General features: G+C 42.6%; 16 protein-coding genes and 1 pseudogene. 5 read left to right on the top strand and 12 right to left on the bottom strand.

Annotated elements, in window-relative coordinates; genetic code table 11:
* Positions 1 to 54: 54 nt before the first annotated feature.
* Both QFZ81_RS10140 and QFZ81_RS10135 read right to left on the bottom strand, forming a co-directional pair.
* A complete protein-coding gene (locus QFZ81_RS10140; protein ID WP_307444850.1) occupies positions 55 to 369 on the bottom strand; it encodes a hypothetical protein in 315 nt (104 codons plus the stop codon).
* On the bottom strand, positions 359 to 811 hold the full coding sequence (locus tag QFZ81_RS10135) for a MarR family winged helix-turn-helix transcriptional regulator (RefSeq protein ID WP_307444852.1): 453 nt from the start codon (positions 809 to 811) through the stop codon (positions 359 to 361). The genes QFZ81_RS10140 and QFZ81_RS10135 overlap by 11 nt, the downstream gene beginning before the upstream one ends.
* A 477-nt stretch (positions 812 to 1288) precedes the next feature.
* On the opposite strand from QFZ81_RS10135, the gene QFZ81_RS10130 reads away from it, so the two are divergent.
* From QFZ81_RS10130 to cydS, 3 genes are read left to right on the top strand one after another with little or no spacing between them, the layout of a single operon-like run.
* Positions 1289 to 2638, top strand: coding sequence for a cytochrome ubiquinol oxidase subunit I (locus QFZ81_RS10130; RefSeq protein WP_307602596.1), 1350 nt, complete (start codon positions 1289 to 1291; stop codon positions 2636 to 2638).
* Entirely contained in the window at positions 2635 to 3663 is a 1029-nt protein-coding gene (locus QFZ81_RS10125) for a cytochrome d ubiquinol oxidase subunit II (protein WP_307444855.1), read from the top strand. Before QFZ81_RS10130 ends, QFZ81_RS10125 begins: the two co-directional genes overlap by 4 nt.
* A 4-nt stretch (positions 3664 to 3667) precedes the next feature.
* Positions 3668 to 3769: a cytochrome bd oxidase small subunit CydS family protein gene (gene cydS / locus QFZ81_RS37295; protein ID WP_373462665.1), complete on the top strand. Its 102-nt coding sequence runs from the start codon at positions 3668 to 3670 to the stop codon at positions 3767 to 3769.
* Positions 3770 to 3813: 44 nt separating this feature from the next.
* Here the strand turns inward: cydS and QFZ81_RS10120 are convergent, their stop codons facing one another.
* The 4 genes from QFZ81_RS10120 to QFZ81_RS10105 all read right to left on the bottom strand — a co-directional run bounded on the left by QFZ81_RS10120 (position 3814) and on the right by QFZ81_RS10105 (position 8380).
* Positions 3814 to 4623 carry a substrate-binding periplasmic protein gene (locus tag QFZ81_RS10120; RefSeq protein WP_307602594.1) on the bottom strand — a complete coding sequence of 270 codons (810 nt, stop codon included), beginning with the start codon at positions 4621 to 4623 and terminating at the stop codon, positions 3814 to 3816.
* Positions 4624 to 4789: 166 nt separating this feature from the next.
* A complete protein-coding gene (locus QFZ81_RS10115) occupies positions 4790 to 5998 on the bottom strand; it encodes a ZIP family metal transporter (RefSeq protein ID WP_307602592.1) in 1209 nt (402 codons plus the stop codon).
* Between the two features lie 21 nt (positions 5999 to 6019).
* On the bottom strand, positions 6020 to 7063 hold the full coding sequence (locus QFZ81_RS10110) for a multicopper oxidase domain-containing protein (protein ID WP_307602590.1): 1044 nt from the start codon (positions 7061 to 7063) through the stop codon (positions 6020 to 6022).
* Positions 7064 to 7441: 378 nt separating this feature from the next.
* Entirely contained in the window at positions 7442 to 8380 is a 939-nt protein-coding gene (locus QFZ81_RS10105; protein WP_307444861.1) for an NHL repeat-containing protein, read from the bottom strand.
* 294 nt (positions 8381 to 8674) lie between these two features.
* Between QFZ81_RS10105 and QFZ81_RS10100 the strand changes: the two genes are divergently transcribed.
* A complete protein-coding gene (locus QFZ81_RS10100; RefSeq protein ID WP_307602588.1) occupies positions 8675 to 9619 on the top strand; it encodes an alpha/beta hydrolase in 945 nt (314 codons plus the stop codon).
* Positions 9620 to 10086: 467 nt separating this feature from the next.
* On the opposite strand, the gene QFZ81_RS10095 is transcribed toward QFZ81_RS10100, so the two are convergent.
* The 3 genes and pseudogenes from QFZ81_RS10095 to QFZ81_RS10085 all read right to left on the bottom strand — a co-directional run.
* Positions 10087 to 11556, bottom strand: a complete 1470-nt coding sequence (locus tag QFZ81_RS10095) for a methyl-accepting chemotaxis protein (protein ID WP_307602586.1) — start codon at positions 11554 to 11556, stop codon at positions 10087 to 10089.
* 203 nt (positions 11557 to 11759) lie between these two features.
* Positions 11760 to 13583, bottom strand: a complete 1824-nt coding sequence (locus QFZ81_RS10090) for a heparinase II/III family protein (RefSeq protein WP_307602583.1) — start codon at positions 13581 to 13583, stop codon at positions 11760 to 11762.
* A 114-nt stretch (positions 13584 to 13697) separates the two neighbouring features.
* Positions 13698 to 14101, bottom strand: a pseudogene (locus tag QFZ81_RS10085) (LLM class flavin-dependent oxidoreductase); the annotation flags it as partial.
* 243 nt (positions 14102 to 14344) lie between these two features.
* Here QFZ81_RS10085 and QFZ81_RS10080 point away from each other — a divergent pair.
* The gene (locus QFZ81_RS10080; protein WP_307602581.1) at positions 14345 to 14890 is read left to right on the top strand and encodes a hypothetical protein; all 546 of its coding nucleotides are present in this window, start codon (positions 14345 to 14347) and stop codon (positions 14888 to 14890) included.
* Between the two features lie 135 nt (positions 14891 to 15025).
* On the opposite strand, the gene QFZ81_RS10075 is transcribed toward QFZ81_RS10080, so the two are convergent.
* The 3 genes from QFZ81_RS10075 to QFZ81_RS10065 form a co-directional block, all read right to left on the bottom strand.
* Positions 15026 to 15283 carry an aldo/keto reductase gene (locus QFZ81_RS10075; RefSeq protein ID WP_307606866.1) on the bottom strand — a complete coding sequence of 86 codons (258 nt, stop codon included), beginning with the start codon at positions 15281 to 15283 and terminating at the stop codon, positions 15026 to 15028.
* A 218-nt stretch (positions 15284 to 15501) separates the two neighbouring features.
* A complete protein-coding gene (locus tag QFZ81_RS10070; protein WP_307444870.1) occupies positions 15502 to 16410 on the bottom strand; it encodes an SGNH/GDSL hydrolase family protein in 909 nt (302 codons plus the stop codon).
* Positions 16411 to 16474: 64 nt separating this feature from the next.
* The gene (locus QFZ81_RS10065; protein ID WP_307444872.1) at positions 16475 to 17155 is read right to left on the bottom strand and encodes a GntR family transcriptional regulator; all 681 of its coding nucleotides are present in this window, start codon (positions 17153 to 17155) and stop codon (positions 16475 to 16477) included.
* Positions 17156 to 17210: the final 55 nt, after the last annotated feature.

Genomic DNA, 17210 nt, shown 5'->3' with positions numbered 1-17210 from the left:
CAAGCCCTTTTTAAGATTTTTTTCCATAAAAATAATTGGGTCTGCCTATAGAGATTACCAGCCAAACTTCACAAGTGTATACATGATAAAACCTAATGAAATCGCGGCAGAGAGAATAGTCATAATAACCACCCAGGGTACCTTAGACTTGTGTTTAAATAAACGATACATCGATACAAGCATCGTTATAATGGTTACAATGATCATGATACGTCTAATCCATAATGCTGCTGACATTGTCGCCATCATATTCGTTGAGCCGCCCAAGAGAAGTAAAATCCCCATATGAAGCCAGTGATGGGATGAAGCCAGAAAAGAAAAAATAAGCGATAATATACTTGTAGCTGTTTGACTTTTTTTATATTTCATCCTGTGTCCCCTTGTTTTTTAATAGAGCTTCTGTAAATTTTTCAAATCCCTGATGAACCAGTTGTTGATCAGCTTTTGTCATGTGTTGCAAAACATTTTGATAAAATCGAATGGACTGCTGACGAACCTGCTCAATTGTCCGTTCACCTTTTTCCGTAAGAGAAATTAACATTTCTCTTCGGTTTTTTTCGTTGATTTCACGGCGTACAAAGCCTCCTTTTACAAGCCCATCAACAAGTCGGCTTACTGAACTTCGTTCTAGATGCAGCCTATCTGCTAATTCACCAAGTATTAGAGTGGAGCTCTCCACTTCTTGTAGAGCATATACCTGTGATACTGAAAGTTGAAATCCACATGGGGTTACGGTTTGTTCTAATAAACCAAAAAGCCTAATAAATTTTTGTACATTCAATCGAAGTTCCAAAATATCGTTTATTTCCAAAATAACCAACCCCTTATGTGTATAATACATATATTGTATTGTACACATAAAATCCGATAATGGAAATAAAGTGTAATGAAAATACAGATTATCCCCCATGTTGGTCAAGTGAATAGCATCTTGTGATATGTTTGACGGTAGTTCAGTTTCTCTTGTTCGATGAATCTTGTCTTAGCGAAGAGGATTGCAGTCATGACTTCTTTGGTTACCCACTACTATATTTTCATAACGTTAATAAAGTTGTAATACTTTGTTCAAACCGTATTCACATATTATGTGAAAAAAATCACATACGTGGAGTAAGATAGAAATATATAGCAAATCAAATTGAAAACAGAAGGTGATCCACTTGAACCAATCTCGCAAACATGAAAAACGATTGATGTACCTGATGTTCATTGTTGCTTTTGTCATGCTGCTCTCTTTTATCCGCAAGTTTTTTTGAACATATGAAAGTTACAAAGGAGATGAGTCCATATGCCTATCTACGATTCCGTATTTTATAGCCGCCTACTCACTGAGACCACACTGGCATTTCATATCATTTTCGCTACCATCGGCGTTGGCGTTCCGGTCATGATTATGTTAGCTGAATTAGCCAGCATTAAACGTAAATATCCCTATTATGCGTTGCTGGCACGAAGATGGGCTCGGGGATTCGTGATCACCGTTGCTATTGGGGTGGTTACTGGTACTGCAATCGGGCTTCAACTCAGCCTATTGTGGCCGAAGTTCATGGAGATTGCTGGGCAAGCCATTGCGCTTCCGTTATTTCTGGAAACTTTCGCCTTTTTCATCGAGGCTATCTTCTTAGGCATTTATTTATACACATGGGAACGATTAAAACCTAAACATCATCTATTACTATTAGTTCCTGTTGTAATTGGCTCCTCTGCTTCAGCATTTTTTATTACGACTGTGAATGCATTTATGAATACGCCGCAAGGCTTCACTCTAAAAGATGGCTTGATTACGAATGTACAGCCGATTCTAGCTATGTTTAATCCATCCATGCCTACCAAAGTGGCACATGTACTTTCCTCAGCCTATATGACCAGCGCATTCATCTTGGCTGCTATAGCGGCCTACTCCCTTCTAAGGAAAAAAGGGGACACTTTATATGCTAAGAAAGCTTTAAAGCTAACCGTTACTGCTGGGCTCGTGTTCGCCATAACTACGGCAATGATCGGTGATTTATCAGCCAAATTTCTAGCTCATACTCAGCCTGAAAAACTTGCCGCAGCCGAGTGGCATTTTGAAACAACAAAGAATGCACCGCTCGTACTTGGTGGTATTTTGACTGAAAATAATGAGGTTAAATATGCGTTGAAAATTCCGTATGCACTAAGTATCTTGGCAGGTGGAACTCCAGGAACTGAGGTCAAAGGGCTGAATGATATTCCGAAGGATCTCCGACCTCCTTTATACGTACATTATTTCTTTGACGCCATGGTTGCTATAGGTATGTTTGTGATTGTCGTCGCCATTAGTCATATGTGGTACGCACGCAAAAAATCCCGTAAACCTTATCCGAGATGGCTTCTAGCGATTATCGTTGTGTGTGGTCCTCTTTCCATGCTAGGCATCCAATGTGGATGGTTTTACGCGGAGGTTGGTCGCCAACCATGGATTCTGCGTGGATATATGAAGGTAGCAGATGCCGCTACAACTTCACAAGACGTGGATACGATGTTACTACTGTTCTGTTTACTCTATATCGTTTTAGCACTGACCGCAGTAAAAGTATTATCCAAACTTTTCAGAAAAAACGATGTTGCAGATGAACTGATTGCACTTGGTATTTTCGGGGGGAGGACCAAAGAATGAGTCTAGAACTTGTTGGAATAACTGTTTTGTGGATCTTTTTATACGGATATTTAATTGTGGCATCCATTGACTTTGGTGCGGGTTTCTTCAGTTACTATTCGGTTATTACGATGAAACAGCATATCATTCATAAAATCATTGAAAGATATTTATCTCCTGTCTGGGAAGTTACTAATGTATTCTTAGTTTTCTTCTACATCGGTATGATTGGTTTCTTCCCTGAAACGGCACGTTATTATGGGACCGCGTTACTTGTACCTGGCAGTTTGGCTATCATATTGTTAGCTATAAGAGGAGCCTACTACGCTTTCAGCAACTATGGTTCCAAGGATAACAAATGGTACATGCTGCTCTATGGAGCAACTGGCTTGCTCATCCCTGCAACCCTTTCTACAGTGCTAACCATTTCTGAGGGTGGAATCATCGTTGAACAGAACGGCATGATCAATCTAGATTGGAGTAAGTTACTTGGGAGTCCTTATACTTGGTCGGTCATCTTGCTGTCGCTAGTCAGCGTTCTCTATATTTCATCCATGTTCCTTTCCTACTATGCCTATAGGGCAAAAGACTATCCCGCTTTTGGAATTTTACGAGGCTATGCTCTTTTCTGGAGCGGACCTACTATTCTTGCAAGTCTGCTTGTCTTTTTCGCCATAAACCAGCAAAACCAAGAACATTTCCGCAACATGCTTAACCTGGGATGGATGTTCGGAGCATCATTTCTCTGCTTTTTAGTTGCCGTCTACTTCCTTTGGAAACAAATCAAGCTAGGTCTAGCGTTTATTTTGGTACTTTTGCAATTTGCTTTTGCTTTCTTTGGTTATGGTAAGGCCCATTTACCGTATCTTTTATTTCCATACATCTCCATTCACGAAAACTTTACGAATCAAGCCATGGGAACTGCGCTAGTCATCGCCTTTATTGCAGGGCTTGTTATTCTAATCCCATCTCTGTTTCTGCTTATGCGTCTATTTCTTTTTGATGCTGATTATGTACAAGGTAAATTTATAAAGAAGGGTGATTAAACCTATGGAAAACTTATTAATCCAATATGCTCCACCGATATTTGTTCTATTTTCACTTGTTTTTATGATTCTGTGGGTACCAAGAGCTAACGACGTGAAAGAATAATCAGTAAGGCAAAGAAGTCGACTATACGCTAGTCGACTTTTTACTTATGATTCATTTTCGATATCATCTTCCATGTCGTCTTTGAGCTTTTTAGGCATTTTTTCTGGTTTACTTCCAAACCACTTCGTGTAGAGAGCTTCATAAGTTCCATCCTTGGATACTGCTTGAATAGACTTATTGATCCTTCCCATGTACATGTTCCGCTTTTTAGCAACGATTGCGTAGCTATCTTTGTTGAAAACTTCTCCTACTTTTTTAGCTTTTACATCTGCTGTGTTTTGCAAATAATCTTGAATACTGTGCTCTTCAAAAATGACTGCATCAACGGTTTTATTTTTCAAATCATCGTAAGCATCAGAGATATTCGCATAGCTCCTAATTTTGATCCCTTGAATTTCACTCGCAAAATGATAAGCTGTCGATCCGTTCCTTGTTGCCACCACTTTCTTGGCCAAGTCATCTTTGCCTTTGATTCCCTCGTTATCTGATGCGGTGAGTATCGCTTCTCCCGATTGAAAATAAGGATCTGAATAGTCTAATTTGTTCTTGCGGGCATTCGTGATGGTCATTCCGGCAATTGCGAGATCCACATCACCAGATTTTACACTTTTGTTCAACTCACCGTATTCCATGGCTACCCATTCATATTTTATTTTCGCCTTTTTAGCAATGGCTTGCCATAATTCCACTTCAAAGCCTTTCTTCTCATCCCCCTCTGTATATGTGAAGGGACGGGTGTTTTTCTCGATACCAACTTTGATCGACTCATCTTTCGAACATCCTGTGGAAGCCAGTGTTACCAAAAGAACGACCAACAGAGTGATCCCCTGCTTGCTTCGAACTCGTATATTCATTGCCTTTTATGCCCTCCTTATCAGGTAAACAACGGTATTATTTGTAAATTGTTAAACGGTTATGCAGATAGGGCAGCATATATTGTGCAAGTTGTCTTTCAGCCGTATGAAAAAGACCAATCCGCAAAATCGCGGATTGGTCTTTTATCTTCTTCTAACAATTATTTTAAAATTTAACCATGAGAGCTGTCACATACATAATAAGAATTCCTGCAGTGAGCCCTCCAAAATTCAGCCAAGAAACAGGAGAAAGATTTCTTTTCTCGGATTCTTTAAGAATCATTTTGGATATGACATAAATAACCTGCAGTATGGCACCAGCGCCTATGCCGAAGAATAGCGCGGCTAATGTATCGTTAAAAATAAATCCGCCTACCCAAGTTCCAATAATGGCGGGTCCACCGGCGATCAATGCTAAGGTGACAAAAGTCTTCCAATTCGGACGATCATTAAGCAGTGGGGCTGCGATTCCGACACCCTCCGTGATATTATGAAGAGTAAACCCGATGATTAAGAATGTTCCTAAAGCAGCTTCTCCGACCGCAAAAGCGGATCCAATGGCAAGCCCTTCGCCAAAATTATGAAGACCAATACCTGTGGCGATTTTGCCCGATACCCTTCTTCCTTCCAAAGCGCTGCTATTTAGCTTGCGTTCATTAGACTGATCCACCGCTATTAAGAAGAGACAACTGAGCAGTGCACCAAACCATACCAATCCGGTACCTTGAAATACACCTGGAGCCTCTGAAGCCATTTCAAATCCTTCTTCAAACGTATCGATCACAAGAAAGAACAATAATCCTATCGTCAATGCAAGAATAGCATGCATCCCTCTAACTGAAAATCTACGTAAAAATGGATACCACATGAGTCCTAACCCGATAGGAACAACCCCCACATAGAATCCTATTAATGCATATTGCCAAAAAAGTTTACCATTTGGTTCAGGTGTTGCAGCTGCAGCTGCAACTTCACCGGTAAAAATTAATCCATTTGAGGTGATTAGTTTAACTTCATGTGGATCACCTTGCACCCATGGGTAAGGGATTTTGACTGTCCCTTGTTCAAATCTTTGTAGTGTGTCACTTGGTGAGAAATCCGCATTCCAAAAGGCTCCATCCACTACGACTTGGGCGATCGTGATTTCCTCCGGTCCTGAATTAAGCACCTTAAGTTGGATTCCTTCATCATTGAGCGTTATTTTCTCCACATTCAGAACTTCAATAGGAGCAGCAGGCTCATTTTCGATTCCTGTTCCCACTTTTGCTATGGTTGTGATAATTGCAATTAGCAAAATCAGGGGGAGAATTCCCCATAACATAGCATTAAATTTGTTTGTTGAACCCTTATTTTCGGTTTGAACATTATTACTCATCGTACACTCACTCCTCCTTTCTTATTCAGCTATGAAGAAGCCCATCCAACCGAGCTCAGCAAATTCACTTTGATGGGCATGAAACATGTATCGCCCAGGTGCTGGGAATACAATTTCTAATATGCCTCGTTCTCCCTGACATTGCATAATAGTATCTGTAAAACTAGGACGCGCTTCAGGATCCGCACCGGTTGCATAATAGTTAAAAAAGTTCGCATGAAGGTGAAAAGAATTAATAGGATCAAATTCAGTCAGATTGCTGAGATAAATACGTACGAGTTCCCCAACTTTCACCTTAATTGGTTCTTGCTGATAGGCAAATGCGTACCCATTCACCGTGTAGACTTCATTTTCTCCATCTAGGTCAAGATCAAAGCCGTTCATAAGCATATTGAATTCTTTTGCAGCCGCTCTTGGCTTTTTCGGATCAATGATGAAGTTGCCATAAAGTCCTTTATGAATATGTCTGGCGAGAGGAGCAACATGACAATGGTAAACATGCATACCAGCAGGCTTTGCTTCAAACTCATATGTAAAAGTACCACCTGCATGAATGGCTTCCAGTCCGTCCATGTTGGTAGGATGCATACCATGAAAATGGATCGAATGCGGATGGCTCGTTGCATTGGTAAACTTCACTCGAAGCACATCCCCTTCTGTACAACGAATAGTGGGGCCTGGTATCGTGCCATTGAATGTCCAACCGGGAAACTTGATCCCTTTCGCGATCTCAACGTTAGTTTCATACGATGAAATTTCATATTCCCGTAACGTTCTTCCATTAGGAAGCATACTTACCTTTCCATAATCAAATGCTGTGAGTGCTTTCTGTGCTGCTTTAAAACCTTCAGTCACTTCTGTGCTCGGAACATAACCATGCTTCATACCATCATGCAATTGTTCTTTCATAGCAGTATGAACGCCATGCTTATCCGCGGCTAATGATGATTTGCCAAATAAGGATGATGGATTCAGTAAAGCACTGCCAATGACAGCAAAAGCCCCAGCGGTTCCCATTTTCAAAAGATTACGTCTTGATACCTTATCAACCGGTTTACGGAACATCGTTATGCCCTCCTATTTTATATTGCTTGTTTACAATATTTTTGTGTTAGGGAAACTTTTTGAACAAAAAAAAATTTATTTCCAATGGGACAAAGAGTTTACCAAGGGAAAAACCATTTGACTTCACTATAAGCCCATATACATTTTTTGTAAACCTATTTTTCCCTTTAAAAATACCGTTATTTCTATTCTTCACAAAAGAATGCTTTAGCACATAAAAAACTACTTCTGAAAGGTTTTACTCAGAAAAAGTTAGCGTATCTTAAGGTAACGTAAAATTAGCCGGCGTTTCTAGTCGATCAGCACAAAAATAAGCCACTCTTGGAAGAGTGACTTTAAACCGTGCATGTTAAGTAACACGATGATGATTACAATCAATTACCTGCGAGCGAGCTTGGTCAAGCGTCCATCCGAAATCCACTCGGCCACATACACATCTCCACGCGAATCGACACAGATGCCATGCGGAGAACTGAATTTGTTTGCGCGATAGTAAGCTTTATCTAGATTAGGCCATCCCTCCTGAGATTTAGCTTGACGATCCTCACCCAAATGCGTAACTAATCTATCATGTTTATCGAATACCGTTACACGGCTGTATAAGTCCGGAAAATACATTTCATCCTTGTAGAAATAGAAGCTGCAAGGCATATCCATGTCATGGTCAAAAGTGCGTTTGAATTGCCCATCGAGTGTAAACACTTGGATCCTATGATTGCCTCGATCCGCAACATATAGTTCCGGTTCTCCGCGTCGCAAATCAACGGAAATACCATGTGGACAAGCGAATTGCCCAATTTCGGAGCCTTTTCCTCCCCATGAGCGAATATAGTCACCAAGTGCATTATATTGATGCACCCAGCTTTGACCATAACCATCTGAAATATAAATATCGCCATTTGGCCCCACAGCCACATCCGTTGGCACAAATTTGCGTTCAGCATCATAAATCTCAGGCAGATCTGGCGTGCCGATCGTTAACAAATGTTCGCCGGTTAATGTTGTTTTAACCATAATCCCTTTGGCCGTGTCAGTCACATAAAGGAATTCGCCACCTGCTTCCTTGTGCAGATAAAAGCCGTGCGCACCTCCTTCGAATTCTTCGCCCCATGCATTCAAATATTTCCCATTGCGGTCAAATACCACAACGGAAGGCGTTCCGGTATGGAACAAATAAAAACGATCCGCTTCATCAACTTCAATTCCGTGTGTGTAACCTAGTGTGACATTCTCGGGCACTTTGGCCCAATTGGGAATAACTTCATAGTTATGTGATGTATTACCTGCTTGAAGGGCACTCAGAGATAGCGCTTCCAATTTATACACATCCTTTTTCTACTTATTTCCTTTCATAATAACACTTAATTATTGCTGTATACTAGTTCAATGTTGAAAGCCAGAGGAGAACAGTAAGATCTTGCTCAAAGTGAAAAATAACATAAGAATCTTTCAAAGGTGGATACAACCATGTCAATCTGGGCAACCTATTGAGTGCCTTTTCGATGGAAGAGAGATTCAAACTTAGGTTCAACGTTTACATAGTAGTAGGCATTTGAAACAACAATCAATGATGTTAATCCATACATGAACACTTCAAAGGAGGAACTATCCATGCCAAACAAAATTCATCTTGAAGCCGCAGCGCAGAAATTCGCAGAAGATACTGCAAAACCCCCATTTCTCTTCGATCTAGGTCCTGTAAATGGGCGCGAGACTGTTGACAAGGTGCAATCTGAGCCTGTCCATAAAGAAGCTGTCGACATACAAGATCTTACTATCGCAGGTGGCCCGAGCGGTGAAGTATCCGTGAGAATTCTGCGACCAAAGAAATCACCGCCGACACTCCCTGTTATCCTGTATATCCACGGTGCTGGATGGGTTTTCGGAAATGCACATACGCATGATCGCTTGGTCCGCGAGCTTGCAGTTGGTGCTCAGGCAGCCGTCGTATTCCCCAACTATAGCCTTTCGCCTGAGGCCAAGTATCCAACAGCACTGGAGGAGATCTACGTTGTCCTTCAATGGATAGCCAACCATGCAAAAGAGTACGGCTTCGATGCGGAGCGTCTCACTATTGCAGGTGATAGCGTTGGCGGCAATATGGCCGCAGCCATTACGTTGGTCGCCAAGGAACGCAAGGGCCCGACCATCCACAAGCAGCTGCTGTTCTACCCTGTAACCGATGCATCCTTCGATACGGATTCTTATGAGCAGTTCGCAACGGGATACTTCCTACGTCGTGATGCGATGCAGTGGTTCTGGGATCAATACACGTCCGATCCCCGCGAACGAGCGGAGGTGACGGCATCTCCGCTGCGAGCTACGCTCGAGCAGCTCAGCTGTCTTCCGCCCGCGCTGATCATCACGGGCGAGGCCGACGTGCTGCGCGATGAAGGCGAAGCCTACGCGAACAAGCTTCGCGAAGCCCGCGTGCCCGTCACGTCCGTGCGCTTCCAAGGCATCATCCACGACTTCGTGATGCTGAATGCCTTGGCCGACACGGCTGCCGCGCGCGGTGCTATGATGCTCGCCAATGCTTGGCTGCGAGAATCATAACAGTTGCCTGCGGTGCAAGCAGGCTAACACGAATAAATAGAGACACAATCCACTAGTGGATGTGTCTCTGCTTTTTTTCATAGATGAGCATCGTTCTGCATAGCTCCTCGAAACCGCATTTCCCCACATATTTTGCGTAGAAGCAATGATTTACTACCCCTACATGGGTTGACGAAAAGCAATGTTGTATTCTATACAACAATAGGCTAGCTAATTCACGACATCCCTGCGATTGTTGTAAAAAATACAACATTATCTCGCAAAAGCAGCTCCAAAGTATGAAATAAGGTGAAATTGTTGCACAAAATACAACATTGATAACTTTTTGAGAAGAAATCATCGACATTGTTGTACAGTGTACAACTTTTGCTCCTAATCGCTGCGAAAAACAGACGCAAAGGCTCCCTTATTGCCTCTCTCCTCTAAACAGAAACCTAAAAACCAGAAATACAAACACTATGAATCATTTAATGCCGGACCTGCTCCATCCATTCCGTAGCTACATCAACCGCTTGTTTAAAGCACTCTCGCCCGCGGCTAATCAGCGCTTGCTTCGCTTTATCATATTCTCCTTCCAGCATCCATGCTGCATTTTGATCCTTGATCACGCCAAAAACATCCCATGCAGAGCGCAACGAGGAGAAGTATTTTCGATCACTCGCCTCTTTCAACTTACTTTCCAGCTCTTTCATACATGTTTGTAAAAGTACCTCTTGTGCCACTTTTTTCTGGTACCAATCGTTTATTTTTTCTGAATCCCTGGCTTCAATCAACGAAACCATGATCGCTCGCATGCCTGTCGCACATTCCATCCACATATCCAAATCTTTCTGCAAGGCATGAGAGTGCTGGATTGAAGGCAATTTAAATTGCGAAACTACCGAGCGTAAGGAAAGACTGCTCCTTGTTGCTTCTTGAATACTTTCATTCATCCCCAAGATATTCTGAAGCTGAACATCAGCAGCAGCCAAAACTTCTTCGCTCCCAGCAGCTACTTGTTGAATCATTGCTGACGTTTGATTAATCGAGTTTGCTATAGACAATGTATTGCTGGTAACACCTTCTAAGCGACCATCTACTCCCTGCATATCACCTAAAAGTTGACCAAGAAACGTCTCCATCATTTCATACTTACTAACCGCTCCTTGCAAAGTGTGCGCTCCTGTACCAACCGTGTCCTGCATCTGGTGAATCGAACCCCGCAATCCATCTGCACTAGAAGTAACCGTTTGGATAAGTTCCTGTATGTTAACCGTTTCCTGCTTCGTCTGAATGGCCATTTTCGAAATCTCTTGAGCAACGACCGCAAATCCCTTTCCCTGCTCTCCCGCACGTGCCGCTTCGATATTCGCATTCAAAGCTAACAATTGGGTTTGCTGAGAGATATGTTCGATTAAAGTGGTCATATCTGCGATTTTCTCAATAGCTTTATTCAATTCATCCATTTTTACATAGATTTGCGTACTATCCTTGGAGATTAGCTGCATTTGTTCCATCGCAACACTCATTTCCACTCTGCCGGAGCTCACTTCTCCCAAAAATTGAGTCGATGATTGGACGATCGCACTGTTGCTATCTTTAACTCCCTCAAGAAAGGTATGTATAGGATGGATTTGGTCTGATATGAACTGGGCATGTTCGGAGGCATCCTGCATACCTTCAGCCATTTCACGCATCGTAGCCGTTATTTCTTCTACCTGTACAGTAATCAGAGTTGACCTCGCGCTCGTATCCTCCATCTTATGATAGAGCTCACTCGACGATTTATCGACGATTCGGATGAGAGATTTCAAACTGCGAATTGTTTTTTTCAACGTACTGATTAATGATCTCTCACCAACAACAGGGGCACAGCTCATACTAAAATCACCTGTAGCCATTTTTAATAAATCTCCATGAACCTTTTCATACGATGATGAATGAAATAGTTTGAACAAAGTGATTCCTCCTTTTTACACATAAAAAAGCCCACCCCATTACAGAAACTGTAACGGATAGGCTTCGTTGCCGACTAGAACAGATAAGAAAACAATGTTAGATTCTCTACGTGATCACGTCTTTGTGATGGTTCGATTATATAAAAATTGTTGTTCTATGTCAATATATGTAACATTACCATTACATCTATTGAAATTCCTTATTAAAATACAGGCTCTAGAGTCACAGATATGACCTGCTGTCTGGCCGTATCCACACTCTTCAGATCAATCAGATACACTGTCTCGGAATTCCCAGAATGGTCCAAGTGTTCAGCTGTCTGGATCGTAGCATCCAACAACCGAGCTTCATACACAAGACGAAGCTTCTGACCTTCACTCGCGCTTAAAATGATTTCCCCCTCCTTACCAACTTCTGGCGAATAAAGAGAGATGAAACGCTCAGTAATCGATGTAGGAAATTCCGTGAATTCATAACTATCAGTTATCGTTAATTTGCCCTGCTGCTTATCCAAATCGAACAATCGCTCCAATTTGTGCAAATGCGGTACGTCATAAGCTTGCTGCAGATCCAACAGGAACCGATCTCTTCCATCTTGAATACCCACTTCCACTACCTGCGAACGATACTGCTCTCCCTCGCTTTGAAAACAGCCATTGATGATAGGAACGCTATGCCCAGATGAGCTGTTGCAAAGAATCGAATAGCGCTCGTCGCCAAAATATTGTCTTGTATATAAACCAGCACCAAGATCCTCCAACCACCTGACGCCGTCCACTACCCAGACGAAATGTCCGATATCATTATGATTATGCGGCTCCGCATTATGTCCGCCTTTAGCTGCAAAGCTGATGAGTTTACCGCCTACCTGACACCGGCTCACCATCCATTCGGCTTCTTGAAGGAACTCTGAATGAAGCGGCAGCCCTTCCCTTTTTTCCAGCAGCGCATAGTCCGTCCAAGCCAAATCACGCAGTGCCGTTGCGAAGCGGCCGCAGTGATCAATTGAATTCGAGCGATACGTCAGCGACGGGATGCGGAGTTGTTCAATCCTTTGACATAGACGGCTGAATAAGCCAGTCTGAATGCCGCTCGTACGCGAGCAATCGGAGAAATTCGCCACATGATTCTCCTGTAGAAAGCAGAATTGCGGGAACTCCGCAATGCGCTGGGCTTTCTTTTCATCCAGAAGCAGATCGACCTGTCCACCTGTACGCTGCTTCAGCAGCTCTGCAAAATATACGTAATAACCGAAACCATAGTACCAGTAACCGAGACCTTCGAGACACGCCCCCTCTTCGGTGAACCCTTCAAGAAAGCACTCCATCGCTTCAAAAACGCGATTTAAGACAGGCATCAGGATTCTCGAATCCTGAATCATATAAATAGCAGCCATTCCGATGCTTCCTGCGCATACAGCCGACCAGTTGTTCGTTGCTGTCTCCCACCCAAACACTTGCTTGAGCTGCATATACGGATTCAGAACTCTTTGCATAACCTCGTGGCGTGCGCGTTTAACAATGAGTGGATCTAGTCGATCCTTGAACAGATGACAAATCTCGCTCAATGCATGGGCCGTCTCGGAAGCGAACAAATCTACATACCTTGGCGCCTCATCTTCTGCTTTCGGATCATAATGATTCAGGTGCGCAGGCAAGCACCATGTGTACTCATCGCATATGGCCCAGATGATATCCTCGAGTGCAGGAAAGAATGCAGCATCATCTTCCATTAGGGCAGCGATTGCAAAAGCAGCAAGCCGGCGACGGCGATCAAAATACAGCTTCTCGAACTCTTTTCTTGAACCATTTACTTGAAATAATCGAAATGCGCTGAAGGGCAGCGCCTCTATGGGCTGTGTGAGAAATTGGTCAGCCAACTGCCGGATTTCTATCCGGTGGGCAGCCAGCAGCGGATTGTCCATACCTGAGCGAATATCCACGGATCGAGTTCTGACTTCTTCAAAAAGGGAAGCATGTTCCGCCTCCGCTGCTTGCAGCGCTTCCAACAATAATCGACTATTCAAGTGAACACCTCTTTTGGGTTAGTTATCTTTAAACCCACTATAATGAATAAGGTGTTAATCGTCTAGTTCATGAATTTACTTTTTCGAGTAAAATATTAACCTTTTTCGGGCCTCATTGGATGAAAAGATCGGCTCTCCATGTTTCGCAGCCAACTCCGTGGATCGTGTACTTGATGCGCTGCCATGCCATACTGGGATTGGCTTCTGGAAAGGTCTTGGTTCGGTAGTGACATTATGAAGTGCTGGACGGTACCGCCCTTCCCAAGTGACATTTTCCTCATGCCATAAGCGCTTCAGGAGTTCATATCGTTCAGCAAGAGATTCCCATTGTTTTTCCTCGGTTATTCCAAATAGCGGGTAGTGGCGAGAATCATTCCCTTTACCAATGATCATTCCAAACGCCCGCCAGAAAGATGATCAAGTGTGGCATAGTCTTCGGCCACACGAACAGGATCTAACACACTTAGTACCGTTACCGTGGTTAATAAACGTATACGTGAGGTTCGAGCAGCAATGGCTATATTAATGGATTTATTACTTGGATAAATTTTAACATCTCATGGATTCAGCGTCTAATAGGTTCTTTCTATCCAACCTTTCAATCATTCTATATGGAGTCGATCTATTACATTTAGAAAATTTGCAATTTCTAACAATTTCGTATATATTTTTATATTGCTGACTTAAAAAAATATTATATATTTCGGATGATTTTACAAAATTAGTCTTATCCGAATAATGAAATGAAGAGGTGCACGATAATGACATTGAAAAAAACAGCAGCAGGAATTATTTTACTAACCGTTATGGTGACAGGAGCAGCTTGCTCTTCCGATCAACCGAAATCATCGCCAAGCCCCGCAGCTGCAACAAACACGACGGCTGCTCCGCAAGCAACTGCCGAAAGCCAAGATGCCGTTAATATGAAAGGCTATATAGCTGCTAGAATCGCTCAGGAAAAAGTGGACTTCCTCTTTGCGGAAGCCAAATCCAGCGATGGCGCGTTTATACTCAACCCTAAAGCTGCAGACGGCAAAGAAAAAGCCGTGAAATTTCTTTCCAGCTACTTCGATACAGCAATGGTAGATAAACTAACTGCGCATTACCTAACCGATCAAAAAGCGGATAATGCTATCGTAACCAACAAAAAATCTTTCTTCACTTCGAACATTCTTGCAACGAAAAAAGAAGATATTACGTTTGACGCGTCGAATTCGAAAGATCAAGTTAAGTTCACTACCAAAGACGGTGTAACGTATACGACGAAAAAAGTGAACGACAAATTCGTTGTCGCTGCGGTTCAATAAGTAATAACACATCTGATCCAGGCTCATGATTTGGTGAGTGTCAAAAAGTACCGTCAGGGAAGTTTCGATCCCTGACGGTACATTTTTTGTTCCACGCTATACTGCAATAACTAACAGACTTCACACATTCGCACCTTATCTTCCAACTAGCTCGAATTGAACGCCGCTCGTTATCGTATCAACTTCTTTCAACTCATCCAAGCTAAGCTTTTCACCGATGACAGGCAGCGAATCCGTAATATGCTGCGGCTTGGAAACCCCCAAAATCGCTGATGTGATTCCTTGTTTACTCAAAACCCAATTCAGTGCAAGCTGAGCGAGTGTCCAGCCTCTGCGCTCCGCGACTGGCTTTAACTGCTCCACGATGTGGAAATTACGTTCCTGTTCTAACAGCGTCTTGATCCGCTGCTCACCGGCTTCTCCGCGAGTTCCAGAATCTGAGAAGCCGGAATACCGCGCTTATAGCGAGAGCTCTGCGAGCCGAAGCTCGTCGATATAGTCCGAGAAGCCGGAAATCGACTTCTCGGTAGACCGTCTCGCGCGTCCGTGCTGATTAAGCTCGGAAAACGCGCTTACTTGGGACCCTCGAACAATAAGCGCGGAAACCGCCCTTACAGCACGATCTTCCGAATTTGCTTGGTGATCTCTTCGCCTCTTCTGAAGGCTAATTCCAGTGGCAAAGCCTCCTTTTTGCTAGGATTGGTATGACCTACATGTTCTTTCCATGCCGATCCTAAAAGCTGTTGACGCTGCAAAATCAATTGAAATAAGTGCGATTTATCAGGTTGTTCTACGAAATCTGGCATCTGTTCCAAAGTAATATGAAATAATCGACTTAAAAGCGTTTTAGCGATCACCCAATGACCATCTGAGTTGGGATGAATACCGTCACCGGAACGATAGCTGGGGTTCATTTCGCGTTCTTGTTCTCTATGCTGAAGAAGTGGGTCGTAGATATTCACGACTTCATCCGCCGTTGAATCCAGCGATAGCAGCCAATTCGCATAGTATCTAACGACATCATTGTAGCGTGCATATGGCTCCTTGTAGCTGTAGTCTTTCTTACCATCGGGCAAAAGAACATTATCGTTCATAGATTCGGGATCAAAGGGCGGAGGCGTCATGACGATGGCTTTTGCACCGCTTTGATGGATCATCTGAATGGCTGTAAGTATGCCATTTTGATAAGCTTGAAACCGTTCTATAGAAAATGGCGCATAGATGCCATCATTCATTCCGTATCCCACAACAACCCAATCCGGCTTGCTTTCTTCTAATGCCCTTGCTAATCGATCAAGGATACAGGGACGTGGAAATGGATGGTCGGCCTCCGTTAATCCAGAGGCAGTCTCACTGCTTATGCCAAGGTTTATGAATGTAAAAGGAATGTCAGGCGTATGCTGCTCAAAATAAGTATCCAAATAAGTAATAAACGTCCCTTCATCTGTAATACTGTCCCCAAGAAAAATAATTCTTTTACCGCTAGTCAACTGTGATTCCTTTCCTTCGTTTGGAGTCATCTCAACTCTCCTTTTATCATATATCATGTATGATAATTGCCGCAATCCCCGTGATAAAATTCGACTAGTTACTACCTGCTTTCGTAAAGTGAGCATTCGTCCTTAAGCGGGAATTAATAATATGTTTGGACATGGCATCGGATGCGCCTTCGGGATCTCGCTGCTTTAATTTCTGTAAAATAGCATTATGTTCCGACCATTCCTCATTCGTGGTATTTAAATCTAAATTTAATTGGATGTAGGTTAAATATCTTTGAATCTGTTCAATATAACCCCTGACTAAATTTTGCAAATTGGTATTCTCGCAATAGGCAAGAATAGTACCATGTAAAGACATATTCAATTCCTTAATTGTCCCCAAACCGTTAGTAGATCTCGGTGATTGCTGAGTTTGAAGGGAATTCATAGTTTCTTGCAGCCGCTCCAGTATATCATCTGGTATAAGAAGCGCAGCCTTTTTAACGGCAAGTGGTTCAAGCTGCAGTCTAATTTCAAATAATTCGTCCAACTCTTTGACACTCATCATATTCACAAACATTCCTTTAAAAGGAATGACATTCAGATACCCTTCCGATTGCAATCTGGAAAGGGCCTCACGAATCGGAATGTTGCTTACTTCTAAAGCGCGCGCTAATTGATCAATGTTAATTTTTTCACCGGATTTTAATTTATGAGTTAAAATGTCTTCTTTGACAATCCGATAAATTTCTTCGGTTAAATTAACACGACTAATTTTACTGCTCATGTGATACCCTCACCCTTTTTACACTCAATATATCATGTATGATTGAGGGTTATCA

Source organism: Paenibacillus sp. V4I9, assembly GCF_030817295.1.
GTDB lineage: Bacteria > Bacillota > Bacilli > Paenibacillales > NBRC-103111 > Paenibacillus_E.
Note: the sequence above shows the minus strand (reverse complement) of the source record. Positions and strands in the feature narration are given on the sequence as shown.

Coding starts and splice junctions, on each gene's coding strand:
- QFZ81_RS10110 (WP_307602590.1), bottom strand. CDS start 7,063: ATGTTCCGTAAACCGGTTGATAAGGTATCAAGACGTAATCTTTTGAAA.
- QFZ81_RS10070 (WP_307444870.1), bottom strand. CDS start 16,410: ATGACTCCAAACGAAGGAAAGGAATCACAGTTGACTAGCGGTAAAAGA.
- QFZ81_RS10140 (WP_307444850.1), bottom strand. CDS start 369: ATGAAATATAAAAAAAGTCAAACAGCTACAAGTATATTATCGCTTATT.
- QFZ81_RS10065 (WP_307444872.1), bottom strand. CDS start 17,155: ATGAGCAGTAAAATTAGTCGTGTTAATTTAACCGAAGAAATTTATCGG.
- QFZ81_RS10130 (WP_307602596.1), top strand. CDS start 1,289: ATGCCTATCTACGATTCCGTATTTTATAGCCGCCTACTCACTGAGACC.
- QFZ81_RS10115 (WP_307602592.1), bottom strand. CDS start 5,998: ATGAGTAATAATGTTCAAACCGAAAATAAGGGTTCAACAAACAAATTT.
- cydS (WP_373462665.1), top strand. CDS start 3,668: ATGGAAAACTTATTAATCCAATATGCTCCACCGATATTTGTTCTATTT.
- QFZ81_RS10125 (WP_307444855.1), top strand. CDS start 2,635: ATGAGTCTAGAACTTGTTGGAATAACTGTTTTGTGGATCTTTTTATAC.
- QFZ81_RS10120 (WP_307602594.1), bottom strand. CDS start 4,623: ATGAATATACGAGTTCGAAGCAAGCAGGGGATCACTCTGTTGGTCGTT.
- QFZ81_RS10100 (WP_307602588.1), top strand. CDS start 8,675: ATGCCAAACAAAATTCATCTTGAAGCCGCAGCGCAGAAATTCGCAGAA.
- QFZ81_RS10080 (WP_307602581.1), top strand. CDS start 14,345: ATGACATTGAAAAAAACAGCAGCAGGAATTATTTTACTAACCGTTATG.